This is a genomic window from Microlunatus speluncae (assembly GCF_009299835.1).
In the GTDB taxonomy this organism is placed as follows: domain Bacteria; phylum Actinomycetota; class Actinomycetes; order Propionibacteriales; family Propionibacteriaceae; genus Microlunatus; species Microlunatus speluncae.
On sequence record NZ_VKCZ01000001.1, the window covers coordinates 500,053 to 526,611 of the forward strand.

Annotated in this window: 29 protein-coding genes, 2 tRNA genes and 1 pseudogene; 20 read left to right on the forward strand and 12 right to left on the reverse strand. The window is 68.7% G+C overall.

Going from position 1 to position 26,559, the window contains the following annotated elements:
• Positions 1-38: 38 nt before the first annotated feature.
• Positions 39-671: a DUF5701 family protein gene (locus tag FNH24_RS02340; protein ID WP_152360496.1), complete on the reverse strand. Its 633-nt coding sequence runs from the start codon at positions 669-671 to the stop codon at positions 39-41.
• Between the two features lie 213 nt (positions 672-884).
• Between FNH24_RS02340 and FNH24_RS02345 the strand changes: the two genes are divergently transcribed.
• The 3 genes from FNH24_RS02345 (at position 885) to FNH24_RS02355 (ending at position 2,450) form a co-directional block, all read left to right on the forward strand.
• Positions 885-1,799, forward strand: coding sequence for a sigma-70 family RNA polymerase sigma factor (locus FNH24_RS02345; protein ID WP_152360497.1), 915 nt, complete (start codon positions 885-887; stop codon positions 1,797-1,799).
• The gene (locus tag FNH24_RS02350) at positions 1,796-2,323 is read left to right on the forward strand and encodes a hypothetical protein (protein ID WP_152360498.1); all 528 of its coding nucleotides are present in this window, start codon (positions 1,796-1,798) and stop codon (positions 2,321-2,323) included. The genes FNH24_RS02345 and FNH24_RS02350 overlap by 4 nt, the downstream gene beginning before the upstream one ends.
• 54 nt (positions 2,324-2,377) lie before the next feature.
• Positions 2,378-2,450, forward strand: a tRNA-Asn gene (locus FNH24_RS02355).
• A 407-nt stretch (positions 2,451-2,857) separates the two neighbouring features.
• On the opposite strand, the gene FNH24_RS02360 is transcribed toward FNH24_RS02355, so the two are convergent.
• Complete coding sequence (locus FNH24_RS02360; protein WP_152360499.1) at positions 2,858-4,279, reverse strand: alpha,alpha-trehalose-phosphate synthase (UDP-forming); 1,422 nt, start codon at positions 4,277-4,279, stop codon at positions 2,858-2,860.
• A gap of 136 nt (positions 4,280-4,415) precedes the next feature.
• On the opposite strand from FNH24_RS02360, the gene otsB reads away from it, so the two are divergent.
• From otsB to FNH24_RS02375, 3 genes are all read left to right on the forward strand, one after another.
• Complete coding sequence (otsB, locus tag FNH24_RS02365; RefSeq protein WP_246186711.1) at positions 4,416-5,255, forward strand: trehalose-phosphatase; 840 nt, start codon at positions 4,416-4,418, stop codon at positions 5,253-5,255.
• 81 nt (positions 5,256-5,336) lie between these two features.
• Positions 5,337-5,410 (forward strand) — tRNA-Ile (locus FNH24_RS02370).
• Positions 5,411-5,593: 183 nt separating this feature from the next.
• On the forward strand, positions 5,594-5,914 hold the full coding sequence (locus tag FNH24_RS02375) for a tyrosine-type recombinase/integrase (RefSeq protein ID WP_152360500.1): 321 nt from the start codon (positions 5,594-5,596) through the stop codon (positions 5,912-5,914).
• Positions 5,915-6,530: 616 nt separating this feature from the next.
• Here the strand turns inward: FNH24_RS02375 and FNH24_RS02380 are convergent.
• A complete protein-coding gene (locus FNH24_RS02380) occupies positions 6,531-7,727 on the reverse strand; it encodes a chymotrypsin family serine protease (RefSeq protein WP_152360501.1) in 1,197 nt (398 codons plus the stop codon).
• Between the two features lie 646 nt (positions 7,728-8,373).
• Between FNH24_RS02380 and FNH24_RS02385 the strand changes: the two genes are divergently transcribed.
• Positions 8,374-8,967 (forward strand): hypothetical protein, encoded by a 594-nt coding sequence (locus FNH24_RS02385; RefSeq protein WP_152360502.1) that lies wholly within the window; start codon positions 8,374-8,376, stop codon positions 8,965-8,967.
• Between the two features lie 175 nt (positions 8,968-9,142).
• On the opposite strand, the gene FNH24_RS02390 is transcribed toward FNH24_RS02385, so the two are convergent.
• Both FNH24_RS02390 and FNH24_RS02395 read right to left on the reverse strand, forming a co-directional pair.
• A complete protein-coding gene (locus tag FNH24_RS02390) occupies positions 9,143-9,673 on the reverse strand; it encodes a hypothetical protein (protein ID WP_152360503.1) in 531 nt (176 codons plus the stop codon).
• Positions 9,670-9,864 (reverse strand): hypothetical protein, encoded by a 195-nt coding sequence (locus FNH24_RS02395; RefSeq protein WP_152360504.1) that lies wholly within the window; start codon positions 9,862-9,864, stop codon positions 9,670-9,672. The genes FNH24_RS02390 and FNH24_RS02395 overlap by 4 nt, the downstream gene beginning before the upstream one ends.
• 197 nt (positions 9,865-10,061) lie before the next feature.
• On the opposite strand from FNH24_RS02395, the gene FNH24_RS02400 reads away from it, so the two are divergent.
• Entirely contained in the window at positions 10,062-10,310 is a 249-nt protein-coding gene (locus tag FNH24_RS02400) for a LysM peptidoglycan-binding domain-containing protein (RefSeq protein ID WP_161605954.1), read from the forward strand.
• 6 nt (positions 10,311-10,316) lie between these two features.
• Here the strand turns inward: FNH24_RS02400 and FNH24_RS02405 are convergent, their stop codons facing one another.
• Positions 10,317-10,610 (reverse strand): hypothetical protein, encoded by a 294-nt coding sequence (locus FNH24_RS02405; protein ID WP_425486870.1) that lies wholly within the window; start codon positions 10,608-10,610, stop codon positions 10,317-10,319.
• Positions 10,611-10,761: 151 nt separating this feature from the next.
• Positions 10,762-11,637 carry a GNAT family N-acetyltransferase gene (locus FNH24_RS02410; protein WP_246186712.1) on the reverse strand — a complete coding sequence of 292 codons (876 nt, stop codon included), beginning with the start codon at positions 11,635-11,637 and terminating at the stop codon, positions 10,762-10,764.
• A 155-nt stretch (positions 11,638-11,792) separates the two neighbouring features.
• On the opposite strand from FNH24_RS02410, the gene FNH24_RS02415 reads away from it, so the two are divergent.
• A complete protein-coding gene (locus FNH24_RS02415; protein ID WP_152360507.1) occupies positions 11,793-13,013 on the forward strand; it encodes an alpha/beta hydrolase family protein in 1,221 nt (406 codons plus the stop codon).
• A gap of 27 nt (positions 13,014-13,040) precedes the next feature.
• Here FNH24_RS02415 and FNH24_RS02420 read toward each other — a convergent pair whose 3' ends face one another.
• Complete coding sequence (locus FNH24_RS02420; protein ID WP_152360508.1) at positions 13,041-13,346, reverse strand: antibiotic biosynthesis monooxygenase family protein; 306 nt, start codon at positions 13,344-13,346, stop codon at positions 13,041-13,043.
• A 121-nt stretch (positions 13,347-13,467) separates the two neighbouring features.
• On the opposite strand from FNH24_RS02420, the gene FNH24_RS02425 reads away from it, so the two are divergent.
• From FNH24_RS02425 to FNH24_RS02440, 4 genes are all read left to right on the forward strand, one after another.
• A complete protein-coding gene (locus FNH24_RS02425; RefSeq protein WP_152360509.1) occupies positions 13,468-14,235 on the forward strand; it encodes a hypothetical protein in 768 nt (255 codons plus the stop codon).
• Between the two features lie 149 nt (positions 14,236-14,384).
• Entirely contained in the window at positions 14,385-14,759 is a 375-nt protein-coding gene (locus tag FNH24_RS02430) for a hypothetical protein (RefSeq protein WP_152360510.1), read from the forward strand.
• On the forward strand, positions 14,704-15,204 hold the full coding sequence (locus FNH24_RS02435; RefSeq protein WP_152360511.1) for a GNAT family N-acetyltransferase: 501 nt from the start codon (positions 14,704-14,706) through the stop codon (positions 15,202-15,204). The genes FNH24_RS02430 and FNH24_RS02435 overlap by 56 nt, the downstream gene beginning before the upstream one ends.
• A gap of 4 nt (positions 15,205-15,208) precedes the next feature.
• On the forward strand, positions 15,209-15,673 hold the full coding sequence (locus FNH24_RS02440; RefSeq protein ID WP_152360512.1) for a hypothetical protein: 465 nt from the start codon (positions 15,209-15,211) through the stop codon (positions 15,671-15,673).
• Between the two features lie 40 nt (positions 15,674-15,713).
• On the opposite strand, the gene FNH24_RS02445 is transcribed toward FNH24_RS02440, so the two are convergent.
• The gene (locus tag FNH24_RS02445) at positions 15,714-16,688 is read right to left on the reverse strand and encodes a hypothetical protein (protein ID WP_152360513.1); all 975 of its coding nucleotides are present in this window, start codon (positions 16,686-16,688) and stop codon (positions 15,714-15,716) included.
• A complete protein-coding gene (locus FNH24_RS02450; protein ID WP_152360514.1) occupies positions 16,685-21,370 on the reverse strand; it encodes an AAA family ATPase in 4,686 nt (1,561 codons plus the stop codon). The genes FNH24_RS02445 and FNH24_RS02450 overlap by 4 nt, the downstream gene beginning before the upstream one ends.
• 90 nt (positions 21,371-21,460) lie before the next feature.
• On the opposite strand from FNH24_RS02450, the gene FNH24_RS02455 reads away from it, so the two are divergent.
• From FNH24_RS02455 to FNH24_RS02485, 7 genes are all read left to right on the forward strand, one after another.
• Complete coding sequence (locus tag FNH24_RS02455; RefSeq protein ID WP_161605955.1) at positions 21,461-22,267, forward strand: alpha/beta fold hydrolase; 807 nt, start codon at positions 21,461-21,463, stop codon at positions 22,265-22,267.
• A 9-nt stretch (positions 22,268-22,276) separates the two neighbouring features.
• Positions 22,277-22,927: a TetR/AcrR family transcriptional regulator gene (locus tag FNH24_RS02460; RefSeq protein ID WP_217427998.1), complete on the forward strand. Its 651-nt coding sequence runs from the start codon at positions 22,277-22,279 to the stop codon at positions 22,925-22,927.
• Between the two features lie 61 nt (positions 22,928-22,988).
• A complete protein-coding gene (locus tag FNH24_RS02465; RefSeq protein WP_152360516.1) occupies positions 22,989-23,369 on the forward strand; it encodes a hypothetical protein in 381 nt (126 codons plus the stop codon).
• A complete protein-coding gene (locus FNH24_RS02470) occupies positions 23,362-23,802 on the forward strand; it encodes a MerR family transcriptional regulator (protein WP_152360517.1) in 441 nt (146 codons plus the stop codon). Before FNH24_RS02465 ends, FNH24_RS02470 begins: the two co-directional genes overlap by 8 nt.
• Before the next feature lie 9 nt (positions 23,803-23,811).
• Positions 23,812-24,150, forward strand: coding sequence for a YnfA family protein (locus tag FNH24_RS02475; protein WP_152360518.1), 339 nt, complete (start codon positions 23,812-23,814; stop codon positions 24,148-24,150).
• Positions 24,151-24,590: 440 nt separating this feature from the next.
• Positions 24,591-24,926 carry a hypothetical protein gene (locus tag FNH24_RS02480; protein ID WP_152360519.1) on the forward strand — a complete coding sequence of 112 codons (336 nt, stop codon included), beginning with the start codon at positions 24,591-24,593 and terminating at the stop codon, positions 24,924-24,926.
• A gap of 47 nt (positions 24,927-24,973) precedes the next feature.
• The gene (locus FNH24_RS02485; RefSeq protein ID WP_152360520.1) at positions 24,974-25,270 is read left to right on the forward strand and encodes a hypothetical protein; all 297 of its coding nucleotides are present in this window, start codon (positions 24,974-24,976) and stop codon (positions 25,268-25,270) included.
• 95 nt (positions 25,271-25,365) lie between these two features.
• Here FNH24_RS02485 and FNH24_RS32105 read toward each other — a convergent pair whose 3' ends face one another.
• Together FNH24_RS32105 and FNH24_RS32600 are read right to left on the reverse strand one after the other, a co-directional pair.
• Positions 25,366-25,779 (reverse strand): HNH endonuclease signature motif containing protein, encoded by a 414-nt coding sequence (locus FNH24_RS32105; RefSeq protein WP_170304460.1) that lies wholly within the window; start codon positions 25,777-25,779, stop codon positions 25,366-25,368.
• Between the two features lie 642 nt (positions 25,780-26,421).
• Positions 26,422-26,475: pseudogene (locus FNH24_RS32600) on the reverse strand (hypothetical protein); the annotation flags it as partial.
• Positions 26,476-26,559 lie beyond the last annotated feature (84 nt).

Consider the following 26,559-nt stretch of genomic DNA (forward strand, 5'->3'; position numbering starts at 1 on the left):
CTATGAACGTTGCAACCTTCATGAAGTGACAGGAAAGTTCATGAAGCTGGTCGATGGGCGGGGTCGGACAGCCGGCCGGTGGTGGAGCCGAAGCCGAGCCAGGTGTGCCGGTTGCCGGCCCAGCACCAGCCGACCTTGGGTGCGTCGCGGCGATCGCGCCCGTCCCGGCCGGTGCCGCCACTGATCCAGATCGCCGGCGTACGGGCATCGAGCCGGCCGCGATCGTTGGTCTTGCGGGACGCGGGGCACATGAAGCAGAAGTTCGGCTCCAGCCGGTCGGGCTGCTGCAACAGCCAGCTGATCCCCTCACTGATGGTCAACGGGCTCCGGCCGCGGGCGGCGAGCTCCGGCACCGCCTCGTGCGGGCTCCAGTTCCGCAGGTCGTCGCCGCGGTCGGGCTCGGTGATCAGATAGAGCGGCCGGTCCGGGATCTCGACGGTGGGCACCGGCACGAACCGGTCGAGGTCGGTCAGGTCCTCGACCACGAAACCCGGCTTGCCGGAGCGGGCGAGCAGCGGGGTCAGGGCGCTGGCCGGCACCAGGGACGGATGGACGGCGAGCACGGCATCGGGGCGGTCGGGCAGGTCGGCGCCGAGCCGGCGGAACTCCTCGGCAGTTCGGTCGGCGAGAGCGGGGACGCCGAGTTGGACGAGGCGTTCGAGCTGAGACAAGAGTGATCCTTCCGGTGGTTCGGTGGGTCGATAGGCGTCAACGCACCATCCTCCACAATAATTCCGTATATCAAACGGAGTTTCTCCGACTTGTCAGAACTGAGGTGTGTCCTGGGGCTACTCAGTTCTGACAAGTCGGCGGGGTGCGAGGGTTATCCACAGATTTGGGGGTACGTGCTGGCCGCCGGGCCGGATCTGGCGCACAGTGCGTCCATGGTTGATCACTCGGGGGATGCCGACCTGCTGACGGCGGCGGAGGAGCGGGAGCTGGCGTACCGGATCGAGGTCGGGGCGCTGGCCTGGGCGGAACGGCAGGCGGCGCTGCGGCGCTCCGACGCGACGGTCGAGGAACTGCTCGCCCTGGAGCAGGCCGGACGGCAGGCCCGGCAGCGGTTCGTCCAGGCCAACCTCGGCCTGGTCGCCGGCCTGGTGCGTGCCTGCGCCGCCCGGACCGGCCTGCCGCGCGACGAGCTGTTTCAGGAAGGTTGCCTCGGGCTGATGATCGCCGTCACGCGGTTCGATCACCGACGCGGGCTGCGGTTCTCCACCTACGCGGTGCCGTGGATCCGGGCCCGGCTCGGCGAGGCGGTGCAACGCCGCGGGAGCGGTCCGGCGCTGCCCGCCGCTGGCGTCGGCCGGCTGCGGGCGGCGCGGGCCGCCGAGGACGAACTCGTGCAGGCCCTAGGCCGGGATGCGACCCCGGCCGAGGTCGCGGCCCGGGCCGGGCTGGACCAGCGCGGCTATGAGCGGCTGCTCGCCTGGCAGCGGATCGGGTCGCTCGACGACGGCGACGAGCCGGCCCGGCTGGCCGATGCCGGCCCGGCCCCGGAGGAGGTCGCGGACGAGTCCGAGTGGACCGCCGATCGGCTGCTCTGGCACCTGGCGCCGGTCGAGCGGGACGTGCTGCGGCAGCGGTACGGCCTGCCCGGCGGCGAGCCGACCCGGAACGGGCCGGCAGGGGAGGGGGCAACGACGGACGAGCCGGTGACGGAAGGCGCCGCGACGTCGTTCACGGCGATCGCCCGGCGGCTCGGCGTCTCGGTCTCCAGCGTGCGCCGGATCGAGGCCCGGGCGCTGCGCCGACTGCGTGAAGTGTGCGCGGGCGGGGCTGGAAGAATGACCGCATGAGCCGGTGGTGGAGCAAGGGCCGAGGGATGCCGGACGAGGCGTACGGGTCGCTGTCGGAGTCGCTCCGCGCGTCCGGCCGGGCGGCCGAGCGGATCCTGGCCTGGGCCAGCACCGCCGACGGCTTCTGCGTCGGGTTTCCGGCGGTGCTCTCGTACGGCAGCGTCGACGGCTGGACCCACGTCGGCTGGCACGAGATCGAGTCCGGCGGCTGGAACGCCGAGACCCGGCGGATCAGCTGGCGGACCTACGAGGGCAAGCGCGGCCTGGTCGACCTGGCCGAGCCGGCCCGGCTGCCCGAGTTGTTCCGGGAGCGGGTCGCGGCCAGCCTCGTGGTGGAGAAGTTCATCTCCGTCGAGGGCAAGCGTGGGGTGACGATCAGCGGCCGGCGCGACCTCGCCGACCGGGACGCGCCGATCACCTGGCACAGCACCCTGACCCGCGGGATCACCTGGCAGACCGAGGGTGTCCAGGCCGTCGCCGAGCGGGCGCTGGACCAGGTGCGAACCGAGTACGACATTCGCTGACCGGCCTGCTATCGTACGTAGCCGCGCCCCACTCCGAACGGGGAAGCGGTGCGATCCCCTGTAGCTCAATTGGCAGAGCATGCGACTGTTAATCGCAGGGTTGTTGGTTCGAGTCCAACCGGGGGAGCTTTTGCTCCTGATGCCGCGGTGTCCGGCCCTGATCAGGGCCGGTACACCGTCTGGCCGAAGACGCCCTTGGCAAACGTGATCACCGTGCTCGGCTCCACCGCGAACACCCACGCCTCGCGGCTGCCGTCCACGGTGACCGATCGGCGGCGAGCGACAGGAAGGCGTGCCGGAACGGCGACGGCGAGACGTGTCCGCAGGTGAGAAGTGTTACCGGCTGGGGCCCAAAGTCGCCTGGGGGGGCAGGGCGCCGCACGGTAGGGAGTGCGATGCCGGGCTCAGGGCCCCAGCCAATTTCGAGGCTAGGGCGCCCGGACCGCCATCACAACAGGATTGGATCGGATTGACCTTAATTGTGATGAGCCGTCCAAAGATTGGGTCAAGGCCGGATCAAGAGACACACCCTGGTCACGAGCGGCCGGCCAGGTCGTCCAGGAACAGCGACGCCCACCGGTCGATGTCGTTCTCGAACACCTGTTTGCGCAGGAACCGCATCCGTCGGGCGTGCACCCGCGGCGAGTCGGTCATCGCCTCGAGCAGCCGTTCCTTCAGGCCGTTGATGTCGTACGGATTCACCAGATAGGCCTGGCGCAATTCCTTGGCCGCACCGGCGAACTCGCTCAGCACCAGCGCCCCGGAATCGTCCTGCCGACAGGCGATGAACTCCTTGGCGACCAGGTTCATCCCGTCCCGGAGCGGGGTGACCACCATGATGTCGGCCGCTCGATAGAGCGCGGCCATCTCGTCGCGCGGGTAGGAGGCATGCAGGTAGGTGATCGGCGGCCGGCCGATCCGACCGCTCTCGCCGTTGATCCGGCCGACCAGCATGTCGATGTCGTCGCGGAGTTGCCGGTACTGGTCGACCCGTTCCCGGGACGGGGTGGCGACCTGGACGTAGACGGTCTCCTCCGGGTCGACCCGGCCCTCGTTGACCAGCTCGCCGAAGGCGCGGATCCGCTGCCGCAGGCCCTTCGTGTAGTCCAGCCGGTCGACGCCGAGGATCATCGTCGTCGGGTCGCCGAGATCGTGCCGGATCTGCTTGGCCCGCTGCTCCACCGCCGGGCTGGCGGCCAGGTCGTGGAAGCTGTCGGCGTCGATCGAGATCGGGTACGCGCGGGCCAGCACCGTCCGGCCGTCCGCGGTCCGGACCCGGTCGCGGTGGGTCTGCAAGTGAAGCCGCTGCCGTACCAATCGGACGAAGTTCTGGGCCCCGCCGGGGAGCTGGAAGCCGACCAGGTCGGCACCCAGCAGGCCCTCGAGGATCTGGTTACGCCACGGCAGCTGCTGGAACAGCTCCAGCGGCGGGAACGGGATGTGCAGGAAGAAGCCGATCCGCAGGTCGGGCCGGCGCTGGCGGAGCAGCTGCGGCACCAACTGCAGCTGATAGTCCTGCACCCAGACCACGGCGCCGGGTTCGGCCACCTCGGCGGCCCGGGCGGCGAACCGTTCGTTGACCTCGACGTAGGCGTCCCACCACTCGCGGTGGAAGTGCGGGTGCTCGACGGCGTCGTGATACAGCGGCCACAGGGTGCCGTTGGACAGACCCTCGTAGTAGTCGCGGACCTCGTCGGAGGTCAGATGCACCGGGACCAACTGCATTCCGTCGCTGCTGAACGGTCGCAGCTTCTCGTCCGGCGCGCCGTGCCAGCCGATCCAGGCCCCGTCATTGGCGCGCATCACCGGCTCGAGTGCGGTGACCAGTCCTCCGGGGGACGTGCGCCACCCGGTGCTCCCGTCGGCGTGCTCGATCCGGTCGACGGCGAGACGGTTGGCGACCACCACGAAGGATGAGGTCGGGCTGGACGACTTTTTCCCTCTATCGGTGCTCATCTGTTCAGCTCAGCCTCCCAAGGCGTTTCCACACTTTAACCGACGCTCGACGAAGGGCGAGATTCGGCCGGGCGAACGTTCGCTCCCGCAAGACGCCCGTTGTGTGCAGTCGCCATCGTCTGACAGCATCGGCGACGTGAGTGCTGCCGGAACCCTGCCCGACCCGGGCATCGAGGCGATGCGGGCCATCATGCAGCGGCCCGAGCGGACCATGATCGCCGTCGATTTCGACGGGACCCTGGCGCCGATCGTCGACGACCCCGAACACGCCTACGCCAACCCGCGGGCCGTGGCCGCGCTGGGCCGGCTCGGTGGGCTCGGCCTGACCATCGCCGTGATCACCGGCCGGCCGGCCCAGACCGCCGTACGGCTGGGTCGATTCGGCTCGGTCCCCGGCCTGCGGAACATGATCGTGTTGGGCCAGTACGGCGTCGAGCGCTGGGACGCCGCCACCGGCGAGTTCAGCATCCCGCCCGAGCCGGAGCAGATCGATGTCGTCGCCGCCGAGATCGAGGAACTGCTCGCCGACCTCGAGCTGAGCGACGCCCGGCTGGAGCACAAGGGCCGGGCGATCGGCGTGCACACCCGTGAGCTGGCGCAGCCCCGGGCGGCCTTCGAGGCGCTGTTGCCCCGGCTGCACGAGCTGGCCGCACGGCACAGTTGGGCCGTCGAGCCGGGCAAGAACGTGATCGAGATCCGGGCTCCCGGGATCGACAAGGGGGTCGCGCTGCGGGCCCTGGTCGAGGAGACCGGCACCCGTCAGGTGATCTTCGCCGGCGATGATCTCGGTGATCTGCCGGCCTTCCGGATGGTGCAACAGCTGCGTTCCGACGGATTCTCCGGGCTGCTGGTCTGCTCGGCCTCCCACGAGGAGGACGCCCTGACCGAGCTGTCCGACCTGATCGTCAGCGGCCCCGAAGGCGTCGCCGACTGGCTCGGCCGCCTCGCCGACAGCCTGGCCAGCCGCCGCCCGTGAGATAGCGGTCAATCGTGCCGCGACTACCCGGCCGAACTGACCGCTATCCTGCCGCCGCCCGCCGCTATAGTCGGGTCCGCCGGGGCGGTAGCTCAGCCGGTTAGAGCAGGGGACTCATAATCCTCCGGTCGCGGGTTCAAGCCCCGCCCGCCCCACCGAATAAAAGGCATCTGACTAGGTTGTTTGCACCGCGAGCGTTAGTCCTCTCGCGGCTTGTAATCGCAATGGCCATGTCAGTGGCCATTGTTATGATGCGAGACATGGCCAGGCCGAAGAAGCAGCCCGAGGGCGACGAACTGAAGAACGTTCGCGTTCGCGGTGGCTCGTAGCAGGTCCGCGTGTACGCCGGCCCGGACCCCGTGACAGGAAAGCCGAACTACATCAGCGAGTCGACGCGCGATCCTCGCCAGATCCGACAGGTCCGGACGAAGCTCCAAGCTCAGGTGGACCAGCAGCGCAGCGCAGCAACGAACGCAATACTGTCCTACACAATCGAGCGTTGGCTGGAGATTGCCGAACTCGACTTCCAGACAAGGCAGGGCTACGAGGGATACATCCGGCGAAATATCGGCCCAGCTCTCGGAGACCTTCCGATATCCAAGATCAGACCCCAGGCCGACGACAACGGCATGTTCCAGGTTGAGCCGATGCCTCACTGATCGTCGGCGAGGAGGGCGGCGACGGTGTAGCTGCGTAGGCGACGAGGATCCGGCCGAAGTGCGGTCGTTCAGCAACACCGCAGGCTGAGGTGGTCCGGGAGTTCACCCCTTCACGGTGAACTCCCGGACCACCTCATGCCGTGCCTCGGCCAGGGTGGCGGCCACCTCGGGTCGCGGATCTCCGCACTCGTTCTGAGGCAACCTGATTCGCACGGCGCGATCATCGTCCAGACGAGCGAGCACGAAAAGCTCAATGACTGGCTGGCCTGGGCAAACGGTGTTGGGGTCGTACCCGGTATCAGGCAGCCCCAGTGTCGCTTGCTGCTGCTCTGTGAGGGACAACGCCCGTTCCTCGACCCGCACCTGCGGACCTCGGGGATCGTCCAGCCAATGGCACCAGATCAGCTGAGAAAGATCAGCATCAGCCGAGGGAGGAACCGGGCGAACAAGAGACCCTCTGAAGCCCAACTCGTTTCCGTCTGTCGGACAGCTTGCCGGTCTCGGAGTGGCTGACCCCTGAGGTGTTGGATCGGGAGTCTGCGGTGGTGGTGTGACCGAGCTGCATGCTGACAGCCAGATGGCCATCGCCAGCGCTGCGCACAGCGCGGGAAGCCTGTTATCGAACTTTAAGCGCGTATCCACCATCGGTGAGGTCGCCAATCTTGATATAAATCAGACGGTTATAGCATTTGCCCGCGACTGAACCGCTGCCGCAGGTTACTTCGCGGTTGCCGCCGCTGATCATACCAGCAGCTCGGATATCGGCCAGAACGCCGGTGTTCTTCAGGACTGGTCCCCCACTGTCTCCTGTACCCATTGCTCGAAGCGAAATAGTGCGACGGAATGCGAGCGCACCCCATTTGTAGGTACTATTTCCGGACATTGAACCAGTCAAGTTGTAATAGTAGTTCTGGTTAGTTATTTGGATGTCGCAATTCACTCCCGTGTAGGAGCCGGAAGTGCAGACATAGGTGCCGCCCAGGCTCGTGGTTGCACCGACCACATTCTTGTAGAGTCCTGCTGAATTGTTGTAAGCCTTGTCGTACTGGCGAGGGGCAGCCGCCGAAGCAGCGATGTACATCTGATCATCGGACGCGTCACGTCCCGATGTTGTTCCGATCGTGGATCCTGCCCCGTCCGTTGCTGTCCGACCTGACAGTCCGCAATGCGCGGCAGTGATCAGGTAATCTTGGGAATTTCGCCGGACTGCGTACCCGGTCGTGCATGAGAAGCTGTCAATCCGGGCACCGGCCTTCCAGCCGGGTGCTGCGCTGCTGTCATTCTGTCTGGTTGCTACTGCGGGGACGACCGGTCCGGTTGTGCGATATTCGAGCACGTACGGATTCTCGTCGGATGACCGTGCCGTTGGGCTTTCGATCAGGTCCACAACGAGACCGTCGCCATTGCTGGCGACCGCAACGCCAGCGATGTTGGGATCGGCAGCTGCCAATACCTCGGCTTGGGTCATGAGTTCGCTCTGGTTGTACCTAGACACGCCGATTCGGAGTCTGACGTCGCCAGCCTCTTGCCGTATTGCTTCCCGCATCTCGTACGGTGCCATTCCCGTCAGAAATACCTCTAACAACCCGCCTTCGACGTCGGCGGACGCGCCACCATAGAATTCTGTCCAGTCCGGTCGCTGTTGGACTAGTTGTTCGATCCGCGTGAACGCGTCATCGATCGGAGCTTGAGCGATCGCGATCGGATCGGGCTCCTCAGCAGCTGCGTCTGTTCCTACCGAAAGACCGCTACCAATAACGAGTAGTGCGAACAGTGCTGCGCACGATCGGCGCAAGCCATTCTGCTTCGACATGAAAATTCCGCCCCTCTGGCGCCACGATCGGCGCCCTGGACCAGGAGGTGCCTGCAACTACTGACTCATGAAACCGCAGGTGCAGTTAGGGACTGCGAAGACGACTGTGACCCGCGCCACTCCCCTGTTGTGGAGCTTGATCATGTGCCCAGAAACCGTTTCACGCTTGGGAAGTGCACAGACCGTTACACAACGGTGACCTAATGTGTCCCAGAACGGGCCCGTGGCGACCAAACTCATTTGGCGCCTGACGGAGAATCCTTGAAACAAGCCCTCCAGTCTCAAGGTCGACCGCGCAGCTTCTCCGCTCGAGACGCGGTTCAGTGCCGCGATCCGCCGTGACTGGCCTGGCGCCAGGTGGGTTTGGGGCAAGCTGTCGCAGCTCGTGTATCGCCCCGCTCCAACGGACTAGAGGGACCACTAGCTGGAGGTCGCATCCCAGTGCGACCTCATCGACCGTGTAGTCATTCGTGGTGCGAACGGAGTTACCTAGCGACTACGAGAGAGCTCGTCAAGAGGAGAGGCATTGGTCTCCCGAGCCGGCGACACACGTATCTGCGGAATGCCGCACCTCTTCTAATCCGTTGGTATTGGCCTTGAGGGCCTCTTGCATAGGAGCTCGACGCGACCACATAGTGTTGAAGGCGTGAAAGCGCGAAAGGTGCTGGTGGAAGAGCCCGCCTTCTGGTGGCGGGCGCGTTCCCAGGATGTTCGAGGCTGGGTCAACGAGGACCCCGATCGGAGCGACGGCCGGCAACGCTGGCCCGATCGGGACGAACAACGCTGGCCGTTGATCGCCGCCGCGGTTGCGGCCGTCGGGGACCAACTTGCGGCCGGGGCCTGGAGCATCGGCACCGAGGACGAGTGCGACGACGAACCACCCCGAAATGGGATCGTCGAGATCGGTCCCGGCACTGGGCTGACGAAGACCGAGTGGAGGATCATCCGCTTTGAGATGGTGAAGGCTGATCCCTGGCACGAATGGCTTACCAACGGTCGACACCGCCTGTGGGCGACCCTGCCACACTTTGCTGATCACTGGGTGCCACTGGCCAGCCACGTGCTTCCGTGTGCGAACCCGGACGACTGCGGCTCGCTGCCCGACTGGACCTCGGGATATCGCGCGAACCTCAAGAAGCTTGGGCAGGTCGGATGGTTCATCGCCACGGACCCAGTCAATCAGCGCTACCTTTCCGCTCTGGACACCGCGGCCCGCGGCGAGTACCCAACTCCGGTCTGAGGGACCATGATCATCTGTCAATAGGTCTGTCAATACGGTGGGGTCGCGCGATGACAGATGTGCCACCGCAGACACGTTGCATGTCACGGTTCCAGGCTCAGGACACGCCTGGCGAGGTGAGCCCTCAGACTTTTAATCCGCGGGTTGTGGGTTCGAGTCCCACGGGGCCCACCGGTCAGCGTGCTGTACTTGGCGTAGCCATCGTGAAGACGAACCGGTCGTCTGGGCTCCACGGATGCAAATCGTCGCAGCGGAACCCGCGCAGCCACAAGCGGCGATCGATCACGCGGAGGTAGAACCCCTTCGGATAGGCCGCGTCCTGGCTTAGTGGAGCCGCAGCGACCGTGACTGAGCCTGAGGGCGCTCGTCCGTTCGACATGACCGTATCCGGCGCGTTTGGCTGAGACAGCCACGCCAGCCGAAGGTAAGGACCTGTCGTTGGCGGGCAGAGATGCAGTCCCTGCTGCTGGGCAGCTTGCAAGATCTGCGGTAGTGGCGCGCCGGTGGGTAGTCCCAACTCGCCGACCGTGCGCTCAGTGACAGCGATGGTCTGCGGTTTGATCTCGTCGAAGATGGGGTTGTCGAGCAGGGTCTCAGCCGAGGGGTTGAGCCCGACGTCCTCGTGGTTCAGCGACTGGAGGAGCTGTAGTCGAGACATCGTGCCGACAACCAGGTTCAGGTTGGCGCTCAGGGTCTCGGTTCTCATAGCGTGCCGTTTTCGAACAGCTCGTCCTCCTCGATGATGACAATGCCAATGTCGAGTTTGACCAGCGGTGGAAGCAGCGTGGTCTTGCCCGCGCCAGGGGGACCGACAACTCGGAACAGCGGCACCCTGCATAGCAACCGACTCAGTCGATCTCGTCGGTTGGTTTCGAGTCGGCTTGTGACCAAGATCATCTGTCCATAACTCTGGCCATACATGTACCGATGGCCATGGCATAGATGACACGAGGGCCACCGCGCGGACGCCCTCTGACTAGGTATGACACAGGAGATTGCCAAGGTCAGGCGACTCATAATCCTCCGGTCGCGGGTTCAAGCCCCGCCCGCCCCACCGATAGGACCTCGGGTCAAGCCAGTGGATGGAGCCGCGAATGCCAACGCATCGGGTCCGCGAGGGTGATGATCTCTGGTCGCTGGCCGATCGGTACTACGGTGACCGCTCGGCCTGGCGGCTGATCTTCGACGCGAATCGCGGGGTGCTTCGAAACGAGAACACGCCGCTGAGACGTCGGCTGTTGTTGATCATCCCGCTCAATGCCGAGGACGCCGCGGACTGGCCGGACGCGACCGACGACGAGTACGGCGCCGCCCGCGACGGTCAGCCGGACAACCGAGGCTAGTCCTGGTCACGCGTACGACGTCGCTTGCAAGGTGTAGAGCTCGGCGTAGTGGCCGCCCCTGATCATCAACGCTTCGTGGCTTCCGTGCTCGGTGATCCTGCCGTCGGCGAGCACGATGATCAGATCGGCGAAGCGGACGGTCGAGAAGCGGTGTGATACCAGGACGGTGATGGCTCCGTTTCGAGTGCCGGATCGGGCCGCGTTGGCGTACCGCTCGAACAACGCGTGTTCGGTTGGGGCGTCCAGGCTGGCGGTCGGCTCGTCGAGGATGATCAACAGCGGATCGTCGCCGCGCATCATCGCGCGGCCGAGCGCCAGCTTCTGCGGCGATCCGAGCCCACCCGCCGCGCAGCGCCTCCATGCCGAGCACGGTAAACCGGGTCCATGATCGTCGACGACTGGTTTTCGGTGTCCAGACCCGCCGCGCTTGGTGGATTCGGAGGGATCGTTGTCAGCGCCCAACCGGTCCGAAGGTTCGGTCCAGCCGCTCGGGGAGTGGTTGGAAGCCGGCCGCCCGGTAGGTGGCGACGGCACTGAGGAGGGAGCTCTGGGTGCAGACCTGGGCGCTGGAGGATCCCAGCTTCTTGAGCTCCGCGGCAGCGGCGATGCAGATCGCGGCGCCGTAGCCCCGGCGGCGATGATCGGCGTGGACACCCATCGGTTCGAGCAGGCCGGGCCGGCCCGGGCCGGCCGACCAGACGGTCACTCCGGCGACCGCATGGGCCTGCTCGTCGTAGCCGAGCAGGCAGCGCGCTTCGGCGTACGGCGATCCGGCCGTCATCGTCTGCCACAGCTCGTCGGTGAATCGCGGGTTGGCCCAGGCCGACCGGTGGACGGCGGTGAACGGGGACTCGTGCCCGGAGTCGATCACCTCGATCCGGAGCACCGACTGATCCAGCGGATCCGCCAGGTCACGGCGAAGCGGCGTCCAGGGCTCGCCGGCCTGCCAGCCGCTGTCGTCCAGCAGTCGCTGGACCCGGCTGCCGTTCGGCGACTCCACCGACACCTTTCCCGGCGGCAGGACGCCGCGCCGTGGATCGGACAGGTCGGCCACCACCTGGCGAGCCAGCGTGTCCTCGTGCCAGACGTCGGGCGCGACGGTCAGCCGGAGCACGTCGGGGTCGTCCAGGAAGCCGAGCGCGACCAGGGTCCCGTCCCGGCTCCAGGTGCGGACCGCTGCCGCCGTCTTCTCCGCGCCGAACCGCCGGTGCCAGCCCAGGTCACCCGGATGGAGCTGCAGCGGGGACTCCTCGTGCTGCCAGTCCCGGAGCTCTCGGATGGCCGCGTCGAGCCGGCCGGCGTCCGGGGTGCTCAGCGTGATCGTCACGGAAATGATCAAACACCGTCCCGCCCGCCGGGCGCACCCGAATTGTTGTCGGGTTAGCCCCAGCACACATTGACCGGTTCGCCCCATCCCGCCGGTGGGGTCCGCGCTGGCAGATTCTGATCATCGAAATCCCTTGGGGGAAAGGACAACGTCCGATGATCCGAACTCTGATCGCCGCGGTCGCGCTGACATCCTCGTTGCTGATCACGGCGCCGATCGCCGTGGCCGCGACGCCGGTGGCGGCGACCCAGGCCCGCACCGGGCCACGCGGCGCCCTGGTATCCAGTGATCATCTTGGTCACCTGACCCGGGAGCAGGCCGCGGACTATCTCACCGGCTACGAGATCGACCCGGTCCAGGTGCGGCGCGAGGTCGATCTGTTCCGGATCGTCTATCGCACGCCCGGGGTGACCGGGCGGTCGACGACGGCGAGCGCGCTGATCGCTCTGCCCAGCACCGGCGCCCGGACGCTGCCGACTGTGGCCTGGCTGCACGGCACCCGGGCCTATCGCGGTTACACCGGGTCGATGTCGGACGACTTCGACCGGGCGGCCGCGATCCAGTTCGCCGCGGCCGGCTATGCCACGGTCGCCCCGGACTACCTCGGGCTCGGGGTCGGCCCGGGCCATCACCCGTACCTGCTGGCCGAGCCGACCGTCACGGCCTCCATCGACGCGTTGCACGCGGCCCGGACCTTCGCCGGTCGAGCCGGCAAGCGGCTCGACCACCGGGTCCTGGTGTCCGGATTCTCGCAGGGCGGGGTGGCCACGATGCAGGTCGGCGAGGCGCTGCAGCGGGGCGAGGGCGGCTCCTTCCGGGCGAGTGCGCTGGCCCCGATCTCCGGGCCGCTCGACATCCGCCACGAGGAGCTTCCGGCGACCTTGGACGGCCGGCTCGACGGTCGGAGCGCGGCGTTCTATCTGGGCTATCTGATCACCGCGTGGAACCGGGTGCACCCGATCTACCGATCGCCGGCCGAAGTGTTCCGGGCTCCGTACGACCGGCAGGTGGAGCAGTTGTTCGACGGCAGCCACCGCGAGGAGGACATCTTCGCCGCGCTGCCGGACAGTCCGGCCGGACTGTTCACCGACGGCTTCCTGGCCCGGCTCGCGCATCCGACGGGAACCCTGCGCCGGGTGTTGGCCGCCAACGACGAGCCGTGCAGTTGGCGACCACGGATGCCGGTCCGCTTCTATGCGGGCGCGGCCGACCGGGACGTGCTCTTCACGAACTCCGTCAGTTGCCAGCGCAGCCTCGCGGCCCGCGGCGTCCGAGCGCCGGTGATCAACGTGGGCGACGTCGGCCACTTCCCCTCCGCCAGCCGCTCACTGCCCCTGGTCCTGAGCTGGTTCGACCGGACGACGGCCGGACGGTAGCGGCCACCGGCGACGTCGCGCTCGAGCTCAGATCTCGAGCGCGACGTCGTGGTGGGTCACCTGCTGATCCCATCGGCTGAGGGCTTCGCGGGCCGCGTCCTCGACGACGGCTTGATCGAAATGATCACCGGCGAAGCCGCGGACGGCGTCCAGATCGGTGAAGTACGTGATCGAGGTGAACTCCACCTCCTCCGCGTCCGACCGGCGCAGCAGCCGGGCGCCGTGGAAGCCGGGCACCGCCGCCAGGTGATCCCGCACCTCGGTCTCGTAGTGCCGCTGGTAGTCGTCGGCCGAGGCGGCTGGAGCCCAGCCGTGCCAGACCCGAGCGATCATGTCTCACTCCTTCGTGGTTCGCGGGCAGCGGCCCGGGGCGATCATCGACCGTTCCAGGCACTGCCGCCACGGGCGCGGAACCGATAGCCTCCTTGCCGTGGGGACGATTCCAGGATGGCTGATGCTCGTGGTGACCTTGATCGCTGCCGGGGTGGTGGCCTGGCAAGCGTACGAGACGCGGCGCAGTGCGAGGGCGTCGGCGGCCGCCGCCGAGGCCGCCAACGAGGCGCTCGGGCTGGCCCGATCCGAGGAGCTGCACAGCCGGCAACTGGTCGCCGAGGCGATCAGGACCAGGATCGACGGCCAGGCGCCGACGATCACCATCGTTCCGAATGATCAACTTCGAGTGGTCAACGATGTGGAGCGGCCGATCCGGTTCCCGCAGGCCGACGACAAGCCGATCTTCATCGCGGTCGGCTTCACCGTGATCAACGACAGCGCGACGACCGTGGTGTTGCGCCGGCGGACCGTACCGGCGGTCGAGGGTGCGCCCGAGATCGACGCGACGGTGGTGGCGCCGGGGCAGCGGACGTTCGTCGCCGCGGAGGTGCCGCGATCCCTGGCCGAATGGCGGGCGGTCGCCGACTGGACGGCCACCGGCGGCGGGGACGAGGGCGAGTTCCGGGCCGCGCACGCGTTCGAGCGGGACGCCCGGATCGTCTTCTCCTACGTCACCGCGGCGGACGATGGGGTGGCCGACGAGTACGGCTTCCGCCTGGTCGGGTCGCCCCTGACGCCGCTCGGCGAAGAGGGCGCGTACGACTGCTTCGAGGCCGATCAGGTGATCGGTCGGGCCGTCCAGATTGTGGCGGATCCGCGGCGCCGGACTTATTATTTGTCGCGCAGCAAGGGCCAGGAACTTCCTTCACCGGAATCCCTGCGGGCCTGAGACCGAAGAGGATTGCCGGAGAGAACGCTCGGGGGTTCGTGCCCTCCGGCAATCGATGAGGACAGTACTACAACCGACGAGATGTGGGTAGGACCCAGCCGGCTGGGTAATGGGGGACGGCACGGGGTTGGGCGTCCTGGAGGCGTGGCATGAACGGAAGTGCGGTTGCTGAGCGGGACTGGTATCTGCGCGCCCGGGTCCGGGTCGTCGCGGCGATGAGGACGTCGGCCGGTCGCGGGCTGGTGGTACGACCACCGCGATATTGGCGGATCGGTGAGGAAGCGGAGCTCTTCCAGTGGGGGCGGGCCGGGCGGCCGGTCGATCACGACGACTGGTGGACGACGCGGGACACCGACACGGCCTACATCCTCCCCGCGGCCGCGGTGGGGGGGCTCGAGATCCTCGACGGGACTCAAGATCAACAAGCCGCTGTGGGGCGGGACCGGCTCGTCGTCAGGCAAGGAATCCATGATCAACAGTCAGACCTTCACGATCCGGCCGGCGGCGACAGCCGACGCCGATGATCTGTTCCGGCTCGCCGGCCTGCTGGCCACCTCGGCGGTGCCGGAGCGTCCGGCGTTCGATCGGGCCCTGGCCGCCATCCTGGCCGACCGGAACCAGCGGTTGCTGGTCGCGGCAGCCGGCGGCGACCTGGTCGGCTATCTCTACGGCCTGACCCACCCGTCCTTCCACGCGAACGGACCGATCGGGTGGATCGAGGAGTTGTACGTCGACGAGCAGTGCCGGGGCACCGGTTTGGGGCGCCGGCTGATGAGCGATTTCGAGCAGTGGGCCGCTGATTCCGGCGAGGCCGTCTATTTCGCCGTGGCGACCAGGCGAGCCGGGGAGTTCTATCGATCGATCGGCTACGCCGAATCGGCCGGCTACTTCAAGAAGGTCCGTAACGGTCGTGCGGCCACAGAAGAGGGCGCCGAACCTGACCATGACGCGCTCGGCGAGATAACCTGAGCCGGTGAGGTCGGACGACGCCGCGGTCGTGCACACTCCACCACTCGGGGGCGTGCACCGGCTCGTTGCCGTGCTCCAGGTCGCCAGCTGGCGACCTGCCCTCGGCGGATCCGGGCTGCTGGTCGCGCTGGGCCTGGCCGACACGGCCGCGGACTGGGATGTCACGGTGGACGCTCCGGTGGAATCCGTGATCGCGGCCCTGGACCGGGCCGGCCTGGCCTACCGGGACGAAACCCGCAGCGACGGGAGCTATGCCTCCGACCGGCGTCTGGTCTTCGACGGACCGATCGACCTGCTGATCAATTTCGCGCTGCGCGGTCCCGACGGGGTGGAACAGCTGCCGACGCGGGTCACGGGCTGCTGGCGTGGGCTGCCGCTGGCCGATCCGGTGGTCTGGGCCCGGGCCTACCGACTGCTCGGCCGGGACGCCAAGGCCGAGCTGCTGGAGCAGACCCTGCACCACAGTTGATCAACCGGGATCGGTCTTCAACCCGTACGCGAGGTCTCGCTCAGTGCCGCGGTGATCGTTTCCGGTAGGCGCGGAAGGGCACCCGAGGAGCGATCCCGGTCCAGTCGCCGGTCGCCAGCCGGCGCAGGCTCAGGGCGAGGTCGAAGGTCAGCCAGCGGCTGAGCTCGGGATGCTGCGGATGCTCCCAGAGCCCGTACGGCCCGCGGAGCCCGGTGATGAAGTCGACCAGCTCGCGGACCCGCGGATCGTCCGGCGACGCGCCGGCGCGGGAGGCGAGGTCGAGGATCATGGCGAGATCGAAGTCGGCGTAGAAGGTGAAGAAGCCCCGCGGGGTCTCCCGGCCGGTCAGCCGGGCGACGTCGGTGCCGAGCGACCAGACCTCGCGGGTCTCCCGCTGCAGCAGCAGATCCAGCGGTCGGCGGACGTGATCACTGCGCGCCAGCTCCGGATGCAGGACCAGGCAGGCGATCGCTCCCTGGGTCGTGGTCCGGCAGCCCTGGGCGCCGGGCAGCTTCCGGTAGCCGGCGATGTAGCCCGGCTGCCCGTGCGATTCGCCGACCGGCCACGAACCGTCGGCGAGCTGGACGTCGAGCAACCACTGATAGGCCCGTTCGGCCCGCGGGTCGGTCGCGTACCCGGCCATCGCCAGCCCGCGCAGCGGCAGCGCGACCTGCAGCGGGGCCATCGAGTACGGGCCCGGCTCGCGACCCGGGCGGAAGCGGCCGAGCGGGAAGGAGCCGTCGGCCTGCTGCTCGGCGAAGACCCGTTCGGCGACGGCGGCGACCCGCGGATCCGCCGCGGTCCGGCCGACATAGGCCGACCGGCAGAGCGACCAGCACAGGGCCCGGAAGGACCCCTCGGCTCCGTCGGCCGGATCATGATCATCCGTGGCCAGTTGCCGGCTCGCGTCGAGCAGCTCGGGGTCGGCCGGGTCGACGTCGAGCAGTTCGGTCAGCACCCGGGATCGCAACGCCGGTGACGGATCGCTGAGCAGCAGCGCGGCCGGGTCGATCATGACAACACCCGCCGGAGCTGCGGCGCGGTCACCGTGTCGGCCATGATCAACTGCCGTGGGGTCCCGGTCGCCACCACCCGGCCGCCGGCCGGGCCCCCGTCCGGGCCCAGCTCGATCAGCCAGTCGCAGCCGGCCAGCAACCAGGGATCGTGTTCGACCACCAGCACCGTGTGGCCGTCGTCGACGATCGCGTCGAGGGCGAGCCGCAGCGCCTCGACATCCTTCGGGTGCAGGCCGACGGTGGGCTCGTCGAGGATGAACAGGGTCGGGGTGCGGAGCCGCTTCGCCAGGGCCCGGGTCAGCTTGATCCGTTGCGCCTCGCCGCCGGACAGGCTCCGCCCCGGTTGCCCGAGCCGCAGGTAGCCCAGCCCGAGCGAGCGGGCGGCCCGGACGCCGCGCGCCACGGCCGGCACGTCGGGCCAGAGCTCGCCGAGCTCGGTCAGCGTCAACGCCGCAAGCTCCGACAGGTCGTGGCCACGGACCCGGAGCCGGCGGACGGCGCGGTCGTAGCCGGTGGATTCGCAGGCATCGCAGGGGCTGTCGATCGACGGCAGGAAGCCGAGCTCCTGGGTCAGGTAGCCGCGGCCCCGGCAGGCCCGGCAGTTCGGTGTCAGGTCGCGCTCGGTGAGGCCAAGGTCCTCGACCTCGTCGGACTGCAGGAACGCCCGCCGGACGGCCGGCAGCAGGCCGAGGTGATGGCCGACCGACTGGCCGCCGAGCCGGGCCTGGCTCGAACAGACGGTCCGGGCCGGCGCGTTCTCGATCGCGTCGTGCCGGCCGGGATTGACCTCCTCCCGGGCGACCGAGGTGGTCAACCTCGGCGGATCCAAGGCCCGGCCGATGGTGTCGATGCAGAGCGTCGACTTCCCCGACCCGGAGGGACCACACACCCCGACCAGGACGCCGAGCGGCAGGTCGATCCGATCGCCGACCAGATTGTTTTCCCGGGCGCCGTGCACCCGCAGCCAGTCGGTCGGCGCCCGAGGAGTCCGGTCCGGCACCGGCGGATAGCCCGGCTGGAGCGCGCGGGCGGCCCGGGATCGCTTCGGCAGCACGGTGCCGCCGGCCGCGCCGGACCCCGGTCCGAGCACCAGCAGCTCGTCCGCCACCTCGAGCAGATCCGGGTCGTGGTCGGTGAGGATGATCGTGTTGCCGCCGTCGCGCAGGGTCGTCAGCACCGTCGCCAGCGACCTGATCTCGGTCGGGTGCAGCCCGCGGGTCGGCTCGTCCAGCAGGACGGTCATGCCGGTCAGCTCGCCGCCGAGCAGCCCGGCCAGCTTCACCCGCTGCGCTTCACCCGCGGACAGGGTCGCGGTCGGCCGGTCCAGCTGCAGGTAACCGAGCCCGACCTCGCCGAGGAACCGCAGCCGGCGCACCGCGACCGCCTTCGCCGTGTGCACCCAGGGCGGCGCGTCGGGCGGCAGGGCGAAGCCGTCGACGACGGCCAGCACCTCGGCCAGCGGCAGCTCGTGCAGGGTCTGCCGGTTCGCCGGGCCCAGCCTGACCGCGAGGAACTCGGGCCGCAGTCGACCGCCGCCACAATCCGGGCAGCGAACATGATCAAGATAGAGGCCGCCCTGATCCCAGTACTTGATGATCTCGAAGAAGCCGGGCCAGATCGACTGGTCGGAGTTGGGCCAGGGTTGCCGCCCGTCCTCGCCGTACAGGAAGGCCTGTCGTTGCGGTTCGGTCAGCTCCGCCCAGGGCGTGCCGAACGGGTCGAAGCCGCAACGCTCCGCCAGTCCCCGGATCATCGCGAAGCCGCCGCTCTCCGGTTTCGACAGGTACGACTGCGGGAAGTAGCCGGGCGAATACATGGCGCCGGCGCACAGCGGTTTCTCGGGGTGGATGATCAACCGCTCCGGCCGCAGCACCGGGAGCGTGCCCAGGCCGCGGCAGCCGAGGCAGGCCGACTCGTAGGTCAGCCCGGAGAAGTGGTTCGGCTGCAGCGGGCGGCGCGCCCCGGAGCCGGCGCGGGCCAGCAGGATGCCCAGCTGCAGGCTCACCTCGGTCGCGGAGCCGATGGTCGACCGGGGGTTGTTCAGATCCCGATCCGGCCGGATGAAGACGGTGGGCCCGATGCCGGCCACCGCTCCGACCTCGACGGAGGGCAGCTCCCGGACCGACTGGCGTTCGTACATCGACAGGCATTCCAGCAGTTGCCGGTGCGCCTCGGCGGCGAGGACGTCGATCAGCAGCGAGGACTTGCCCGAGCCGGAGACGCCGACGATGCCGGTGATCTTGTTCTTCGCGAAGGTGACCGACAGGTCGCGCAGGTTGTTGGCCGCGGCGCCGGACACCGTGATCGCCGGCGAGCCGCGGGCGCCCTTGCGGGCGGCGGTCCGCGGCCGCGCTCGTCGTGGTCGGCGCACCGCCGGGTCGGGCCCCGCGCTGATCAGTCGGCCGCCGGCCGGGCCGCCGCCGGGCCCGAGTCTGATCACCCAGTCGGCCAGGCCGATCAGGTCGGGATGGTGTTCGACGACGACCACGGTGCAGCCGCGGGCCGCCAGGTCGCGCAGCACGTCGGCCAGCCGGCTCAGGTCGGCCGGATGCAGTCCGGTGGTCGGTTCGTCGAGCACCACCAGGTCGCCGCTGCGGGCCGTGGCCAGCCACTTGGCGATCTTGATCCGCTGCGCCTCGCCGCCGGACAGGGTGGTGGACGGCTGGCCCAGCCGCAGATAGCCGAGGCCGATCCGGACCAGTTGATCAAGGATCGTCCGGCAGGGCGGATCGTCACCGAGCAGACCGGCCGCGTCCTCGATCGTGCTGTCGTACAGCTCCGCGATCGAGTACGGCCTCCCGTCGGCCAGCGTCACCCGCGCGGCCAGTACGTCGTCGCCGAACCGTTGCCCGTCACAGGTCTCGCAGGGCTGCCACTCCGAGGGCAGGTGCGGCAGCTTCAGCTCCACCGCCCCCATCCCGGCGCAGGTCGGGCAGGCGCCCTCGGCCCGGTTGAACGAGAACGCGGACGCGGACAGTTGGGTCGCCGCGGCGAAGCGGCGCCGGAGCTGGGTCGCCGCGCCGGTGTAGGTGGCGGCGTTCGACCGTGGCGTACGGCCGATCGGAGCCTGATCGATCACCACCGCGCGCAGCCGTGGGCCCTCCAGTTCGTCGCACTGGATGGGTTTCCCGGCCTTGACCGAGGCGACCAGCACGTCGCCGACCAGGGTCGACTTGCCGGCGCCGGACGGGCCGGTGACGACACAGATCCGGCCGGTCGGCAGGGTGACGTCGAAGCCGGTCAGGTTGTGCGCCCGGGCGCCGCGGACGGTCAGGAACTCCGTGGCGCGGGTCGTCGGCGTCGCGGGGCGGTCGGTCACCGGCCGATGGCCGAAGAACCACTCGCCGCTCGCCGCGCCCGAGGCCAGCAGCTCGGCCGGTGTGCCCTGGAAGGTGATCCGGCCGCCGCGCTCGCCGCCGCCGGGGCCGAGCTCGATCACGTCGTCCGCCTCCGCGATCGCCCATGGGTCGTGCTCGACCATGATCACCGGACCGCGCAGCCGGCCGAGCCGGCGCAGCAGCCGGCCGACCTGGACCGCGTCCAGGCCGATCGTCGGCTCGTCCAGGACGTGCAGCAGATCGTCGATCCGGGTGGCCGCGACGACGGCGAGCCGGACCCGCTGGGCCTCACCGCGGGAGAGGGTCGGCGATGACCGGCTCAGCGGGAGATAGCCGACCTCCATCTGCCGCAGCGCGGTCAGCCTCACCGTGATCTGATCAAGCACCGGTCGAGCCGGCTCGGGCAAATGATGGCCGGCCAGCAACTCGAGCAGGGCGTCGGCCGACAGGTCGAGCAGCTCGGTCAGCGAATGAGCTTCGAGGCGGTGGTTCGCGGCCTGCGGATGGTCGGGGAAATCGCCGGGCTTCAGCTCGGGGATCCGCTCACCGCACCGACCGCAGTACGGTCCGCGCGCGACCGTACGCTCCGCTCCGCTGGGGTCTCTGAGGCGCAGCAACGCCGTGCCCAAGGCCCAGGCCTGGTCGAGCACCGACCGGATGATCTTGTGACTGGTGGCCGGCCCCACCCGGCCGACCGCGACGTCGATGTCGTGCGGCCGGCCCGGATCCAGACCCTCGGCGTCGAGATCGGCCAGCGGTGCTCCGTCGACCTCGACCGCCGCGGGATCGAACCGGAGCCGGAGCTGGGCGAGCAGCCGACCATGCCGGCCCGGCACCTGCCGCAGCAGCGGGACCATGATCATCAGGTCGGCGTCCACGGCGGCCAGGGTCGCCAAGATCACGTCGAGGTCCTGGACCTCGGCGCCGACCCGAGTGCCCACGTCGGCGCCGCAGCAGGCACAGCGGCGGGGGACGAAGATCGCGTAGACGACCCGCAACAGCGGCAGGATCCCGACCGCGGTGGCCACGGTGGATCTCGGATTGGTGTTGACGGCGTTCTGCCCCACGCTGACGGCGGGCCGGAGCCCGTCGATCGACCGGACCCGGGCCGGCCGCACCTGGGAGAACAGGGAGCCGAGCGACACCGACTCGAGGAACCGACGCCGCGCCTCGCTGTAGAGCGTGTCCATCACGAGGGAGGACTTGCCGGAGCCCGAGACGCCGACCACCGCCGTCAGACCGCGGCCGAAGGTCACGTCGACGTCCCGGAGCGAGTTCTCCGCGGCGCCCCGGACGCGGAGCGCCCAGTCTTTCCCTTCTTCGCCGATCGGGATGCGCCCCATACCGACCAGGATCGCGCAGACCACCGACAACCGTCCCGATTAGACTCGACGGTCGGCCGAGCTGTCGTACCGATGGGAGATTGCCAGGTCATGGAGACGTTCACGGTTCGCCGCAACGAGGTCGCGATCCCGGTCTCGGTGGCCGGCTTCGGCCCGGCGGCGGTGTTCGCGCCGGGGCTGTGCAGCACCCAGGCCGATCTCGGCCCGCTGTTCGAGCGGTTGCGCGGATTCTTCCGACTGGCGACGTTCGATCATCGCGGGCACGGTTTCAGCAGTGCCGTCGATCGGTACGGCTACGCCGACTTCGCGGCCGACGCCGCGGCGGTGGTGGACTCCCTTCCGGTCGCCGGGCCGGTGCTGCTCGGTCATTCGCTGGGCGCCGACCTGCTGCTCGACCACGCCGCGACGATGCCCGTCCCGCCGCGGGCACTCGTCCTGATCGACGGTGGCACGCCGCTGGCGGCCTCGATCCTGACCGAGGCCGAGCTGGCCGGGCTGCACGAGGGCCTGAGCAGCGAGGAAGCCCTTGCGGAGCAGCGATCCCTGGCGGGCACGCCGCGCCAGTGGCTGCTCTCGGCCGATCAGATCCTCGCCCTGCAACGGGAGATCGATGATCATCGCCGGACCGCCACCGACCGGTTCGACCGGTTCGCCGGCCCGGTCACGATGATCATGTCCGAGTTCATGGCCGGCACGTCGATGGCCCGCTCCGACGAGATCAATGCGACCTGGCTCGGCGCCGTCGACACGCTGGCCGCCGACCGGCCGTCGATCACCGTGCACCGGATCGCGGCCGGCCATGATCTCGTACTGACTCACCCCGACCAGGTGGCAACCCTTGTTCGGGAGGCCGTCGCCGGCCTCGCGTCGCCGGGGCCGGATGCCGACCGGTCATAGGATGCGACTGTGCCCGCCGCAACTGATCCGACCGACGACTCCGGCGACGGTGCCGGCCTGCAGTCGTCGTCCTATGCGCGTTGGACGGGTTCGAAACGCGGCGAGGCCCGCCGCCAGGATCTGCTGGACAAGGTGACCGCCGATGTCGCCGCCAACGGGCTGGTCGACTTCTCGTTGCGGCGCGCGGCGGCGGCGGCCGGGACGACCCACAAGGTGTTGCTCTACTACTTCGACGGCCCGGATGATCTTCTGGCCGAGGCGGTGAAGCGACTGCGGCAACGCCGCGGCGAGGGCTTGCGGGCCGTGTTGGACTTGCCGCCGACGATGTCGCTGGCCGACCGCCTGCGCGCCACCTGGCCGAATCTGGTCCGGGCCGAGGCGAATTTCTGGGTGATCACCCAGGCGATGGGGCTGGTGATGTACGACCCGGTCCGGTATGGCCACCTCGGCCGCGACGAGGGTCGGCAGTATCACGCCGTCCTGCTCGGGATGTGCCCGGCCGGCTGGGCGGAGGAGCGGAAGAGCGAGGTGGTCGAGCTCATACTCGCGGTGTTCCGCGGCCTGTTGCTCGATGCCCGGGTGCGCCGGACCCCGCTGGACGATGCCCCGGCCTTCCGGGCGCTGCTCCGGGCGCTGGAGGACGAGGAAGCTCGTCCCTGAGCCTCCGGAGTCGAGACTCGGACTTGCATCCGGTACCTGGGTACAGGTTTAGCGTGGGTCCATGACGACTTCGAGCGATCCCATCACGCCGGGCCACGATCAGGGCTGGGCCCCGGATTCCTGCACGCTGCCCACCGTTGACCGACCGCTGCGAATCGCCGAGTTCGACGAGCTGTTCGCCGGCTCGGTCCGCTCGGTTGATCGGGTGGCCGAGACGACCGTACGACTGATCCTGGCCGGCGACGCCCTCGATCGCGCTCGTGATCTTGCCGAGCGGGAGAGCCGCTGTTGCTCGTTCTTCCGGTTCGGGTTCACGGCCGAGCCCGACGGTGTGGTGGCGATGCAGGTGAGCGTTCCGGCGGCACAGACCGCGGTCCTCGACGCGTTGGCCCTACGGGCTGCGGCGGTCGCCGGTCTGGACGGTGATCCTGATCATGACTGACCGGTATCCGGGGCTGCGCCCGGGCCAGGTCGCGGCCGCGGCCGGCGTGAACCTGCAGACACTGCGCTACTACGAGCGGCGCGGTCTGCTGGCGGAGCCGGACCGGAGTCTCGGCGGGCACCGGCTGTATCCCGAGGAGGCGGTCACCGTGCTGCGGGTGATCAAGACCGCGCAGCGGCTCGGCTTCACCCTGGACGAGGTCGCGGACCTGTTCGACGCCGCCCAGCACCGGCACGGACCGGGGGAGGGGCCCGGACTGCGACAGCGGGCCGAGGAGAAGTTGATCGACGTCGAGCTCCGGATCGCCGACCTGCAGCGGATCGCGCAGATGCTGCGGGACGCGATCGACGCCGGCTGCGCGGACCTGATCGAATGCGCCGCGACTCCCGGTTGCCCGCTACCCTTCGCCGAATTGGCCGATCGTGACCAGTAGCGTCCGGTCATGATCATTGCGCGCTCGATCGGGTTGTTCCTGCTGGCCGCGATCGCCGAGATCGGCGGGGCCTGGTTGATCTGGCAGGGCATCCGGGAACACAAAGGCTGGATCTGGGTCGGAGCCGGCGTGATCGCGCTCGGCCTGTATGGCTTCGTAGCCACTCTGCAGCCGGACGCCCACTTCGGCCGGATCCTGGCCGCCTACGGCGGCATCTTCGTCGCCGGCTCGCTCGCCTGGGCCATGATCATCGACGGCTTCCGCCCCGACCGCTGGGATGTCGCCGGCGCCCTGATCTGTCTCGCCGGAGTCGCCGTGATCATGTACGGCCCCCGGACCACGCCGTAGATCCCCACTTCTCTGGATCGGGCGCCTGGCCCGGTCGCCGGGGTAGCCGCTGGTGTCGCGGACCGGACCGAGTCCGGCTTGTTCGTTCCCTGAGCCTGGATCCACCGGTGGGCGCCGTAGCGAGCGGCACCCGAGGGGTGCGCTGGCAAGGCGCCGGCGCGAGGGCTGTCTGGTTGCACAGTTGAGCGTCGGCAACGCCGCCAGCGTGCCCCTCGGGGGCCGCGCAGTAGGCGCCCACCGGTGGATCCAGGCTGAGCTTGTCGAAGGGCTCAGGTGGTGATCTTCGCTCCCTGAGTTGGGAGAGGGGGCGTCGGGCTTGCCTCCTTCGGCAGGCTCAGGACATGCTTCGGCAGTCTCAGGGGACGAACCAGCAGCTCCGCCCGCCTCTAGCCCGCGGTCCCCGAGAAGGGGCCTCGATCGGGCGATTAGGCTCCTCCCTCATGGGACGAGGCGAATGGACCGGTCGGCCGGATCGTGTGGACCAGCTCTATGAGATCTCGACCCACTACTCCCGCAAGTTCCCCGAGGGCGATACGCCGCTCGGCTACCTGTCCCGGCTTACCGAGGAACTCGGCGAGATCGCCGTGGAGGTGCAACGGCTGGAGGGAGCACCGGCGAAGATCGCCAAGCATGGTCAGGGAAATCTTCCCGACCTCGCCAGCGAGGTGGAGGATCTGATCCACACGGCACTCGGTCTCATCCAGCACTATCGGGCGGAGGCGGAGTTCGACGCCGTCGTCGCCGACCAGCACCGCAAGATCACTACCGCGAGCTGAAGGCTCGCCTCCGGGCGTGGGGTTTGGAGGACTGTGAGGATGGGTCCATGGTAATCGCGATCATGGTGATGGCCGACTACGGTGCCGATCCGGTGTGGACCGCCGAGTCGGGTGGTCGACCCGGCGCGATGCTCTCGCTGACGGGTCTCCCGGTGTCGGACCGGATCAGGGCCGAACTGCGGACGTGGGCGGCGGAGTACGACGCGCTGTCCGGCACCGACTACGAATGGCCGGACGAAGATCGGCATCGCGTCTGGGTCGAGGCCGGTCGAACCCTCGCCGATCGCCTGGCCCAGGAGCTCGGTGAAGAGTATCGGGTGCACTACTTCGAGGATCTTCAATGACCGCGGTGCGCCCGGAGGTGATCGACCGGCTCAGGAGCCGGCGATCCGACGGCCGGTACGACGTGTCGGAGTGGCGCCGGGCTCATTGATCGGGCTCAGGTGAGGAGTGGTGTCTGGTGGATCCGGGCGAGGATCCGGTTGTTGATCATGGGTGTCTGGTCCGGGTCGAGGTAGCGGGGTGGGATCCATTCGGGCAGTCCGTCATCGTTGAGCCGGACTTCCCAGCCGCAGTCGAGGAAGTGGCGGTGGTGGTAGGAACAGAGCAGGGTCAGGTTGCGCAGGTTGGTGAGGCCGTTCTGGTGCCAGGGCAGGATGTGGTGGCGTTCGCACCATTCGGGTGGGTGTTGGCAGCCGGGGAAGGAGCAGCCGCCGTCGCGGGCGATCAGCGCGAGGGTCTGGTGTTTGTTCGCAACCCGGCGGGTGCGGCCGAGGTCGAGGAGTTTGCCGTGGGTGGTGAGCACGACGGGGTAGATCTCGGCTTCCCCGGCCAGTCGGAGCAGTTCGGGCACGGTGAGGTGGATTCCGTGGCTGGTGATGCCGTGTCTCGGTCGGGACCGTCGGACCCGTCCCGGGCGTCGGGGCCTGGGGTGTGCGTGTTCGTTCCCTGAGCCTGTCGAAGGGCAGGCCGGATGATCTTCGGTTCTTGATCTTGTCGGAGGGGCGGGGTGATCATCGGGCTTGCCCTTCGACAGGCTCAGGGAACGACCAAGCAGCTCCTCCCGCACTCCCCGCACTCCCTGCACTCCCTGCTTTCCCTGCTCTTGCTCGTGCTCTTGCTCCCGCTTCTGCTCGGCCTGCTGCTCCTGCTTTCCCGGCCCCTGCTCTTGCCCTTGGTCACGCTCTTCCTGTTTCGGCTGGTGTTCTTGTGTCCGCCCTGCCTGTTCCTGCTGCTGGCCTTGCTCCCGTTCTTGACCTTGCGCACGGGTCTCGGTCTGGGTCCGGTTGGGATCTTGATCACCGGCTCGGCGCGGCGAGGCCGGCGCGGTCTGCGACGGTTCGTGGCCGCAGGTCGGGCACGTGCCGCTGAACGGGACCCCGAACCCGGCCGTGTCGCTGGTCGGTTTGAACAGGCCGGCTTCGGCGAGGTCGTTGAGCAGGTCGATCTGGTCGATGGTGACGATCACGGTGGCTGGGGTGCCGCCGGAGTCGGGGAGGCCGCCGGCTCGGAGGAGGCGGGAGCAGAGGTCGTCGAAGGCGTCGTGCATCCGTTGTCCGTGGCTGCGGGGGTCCTTGGCGACCTTGCCACCGACACCACCGGCGGTGCGGCTGGTGGTGTCGGCGCGGAGGTC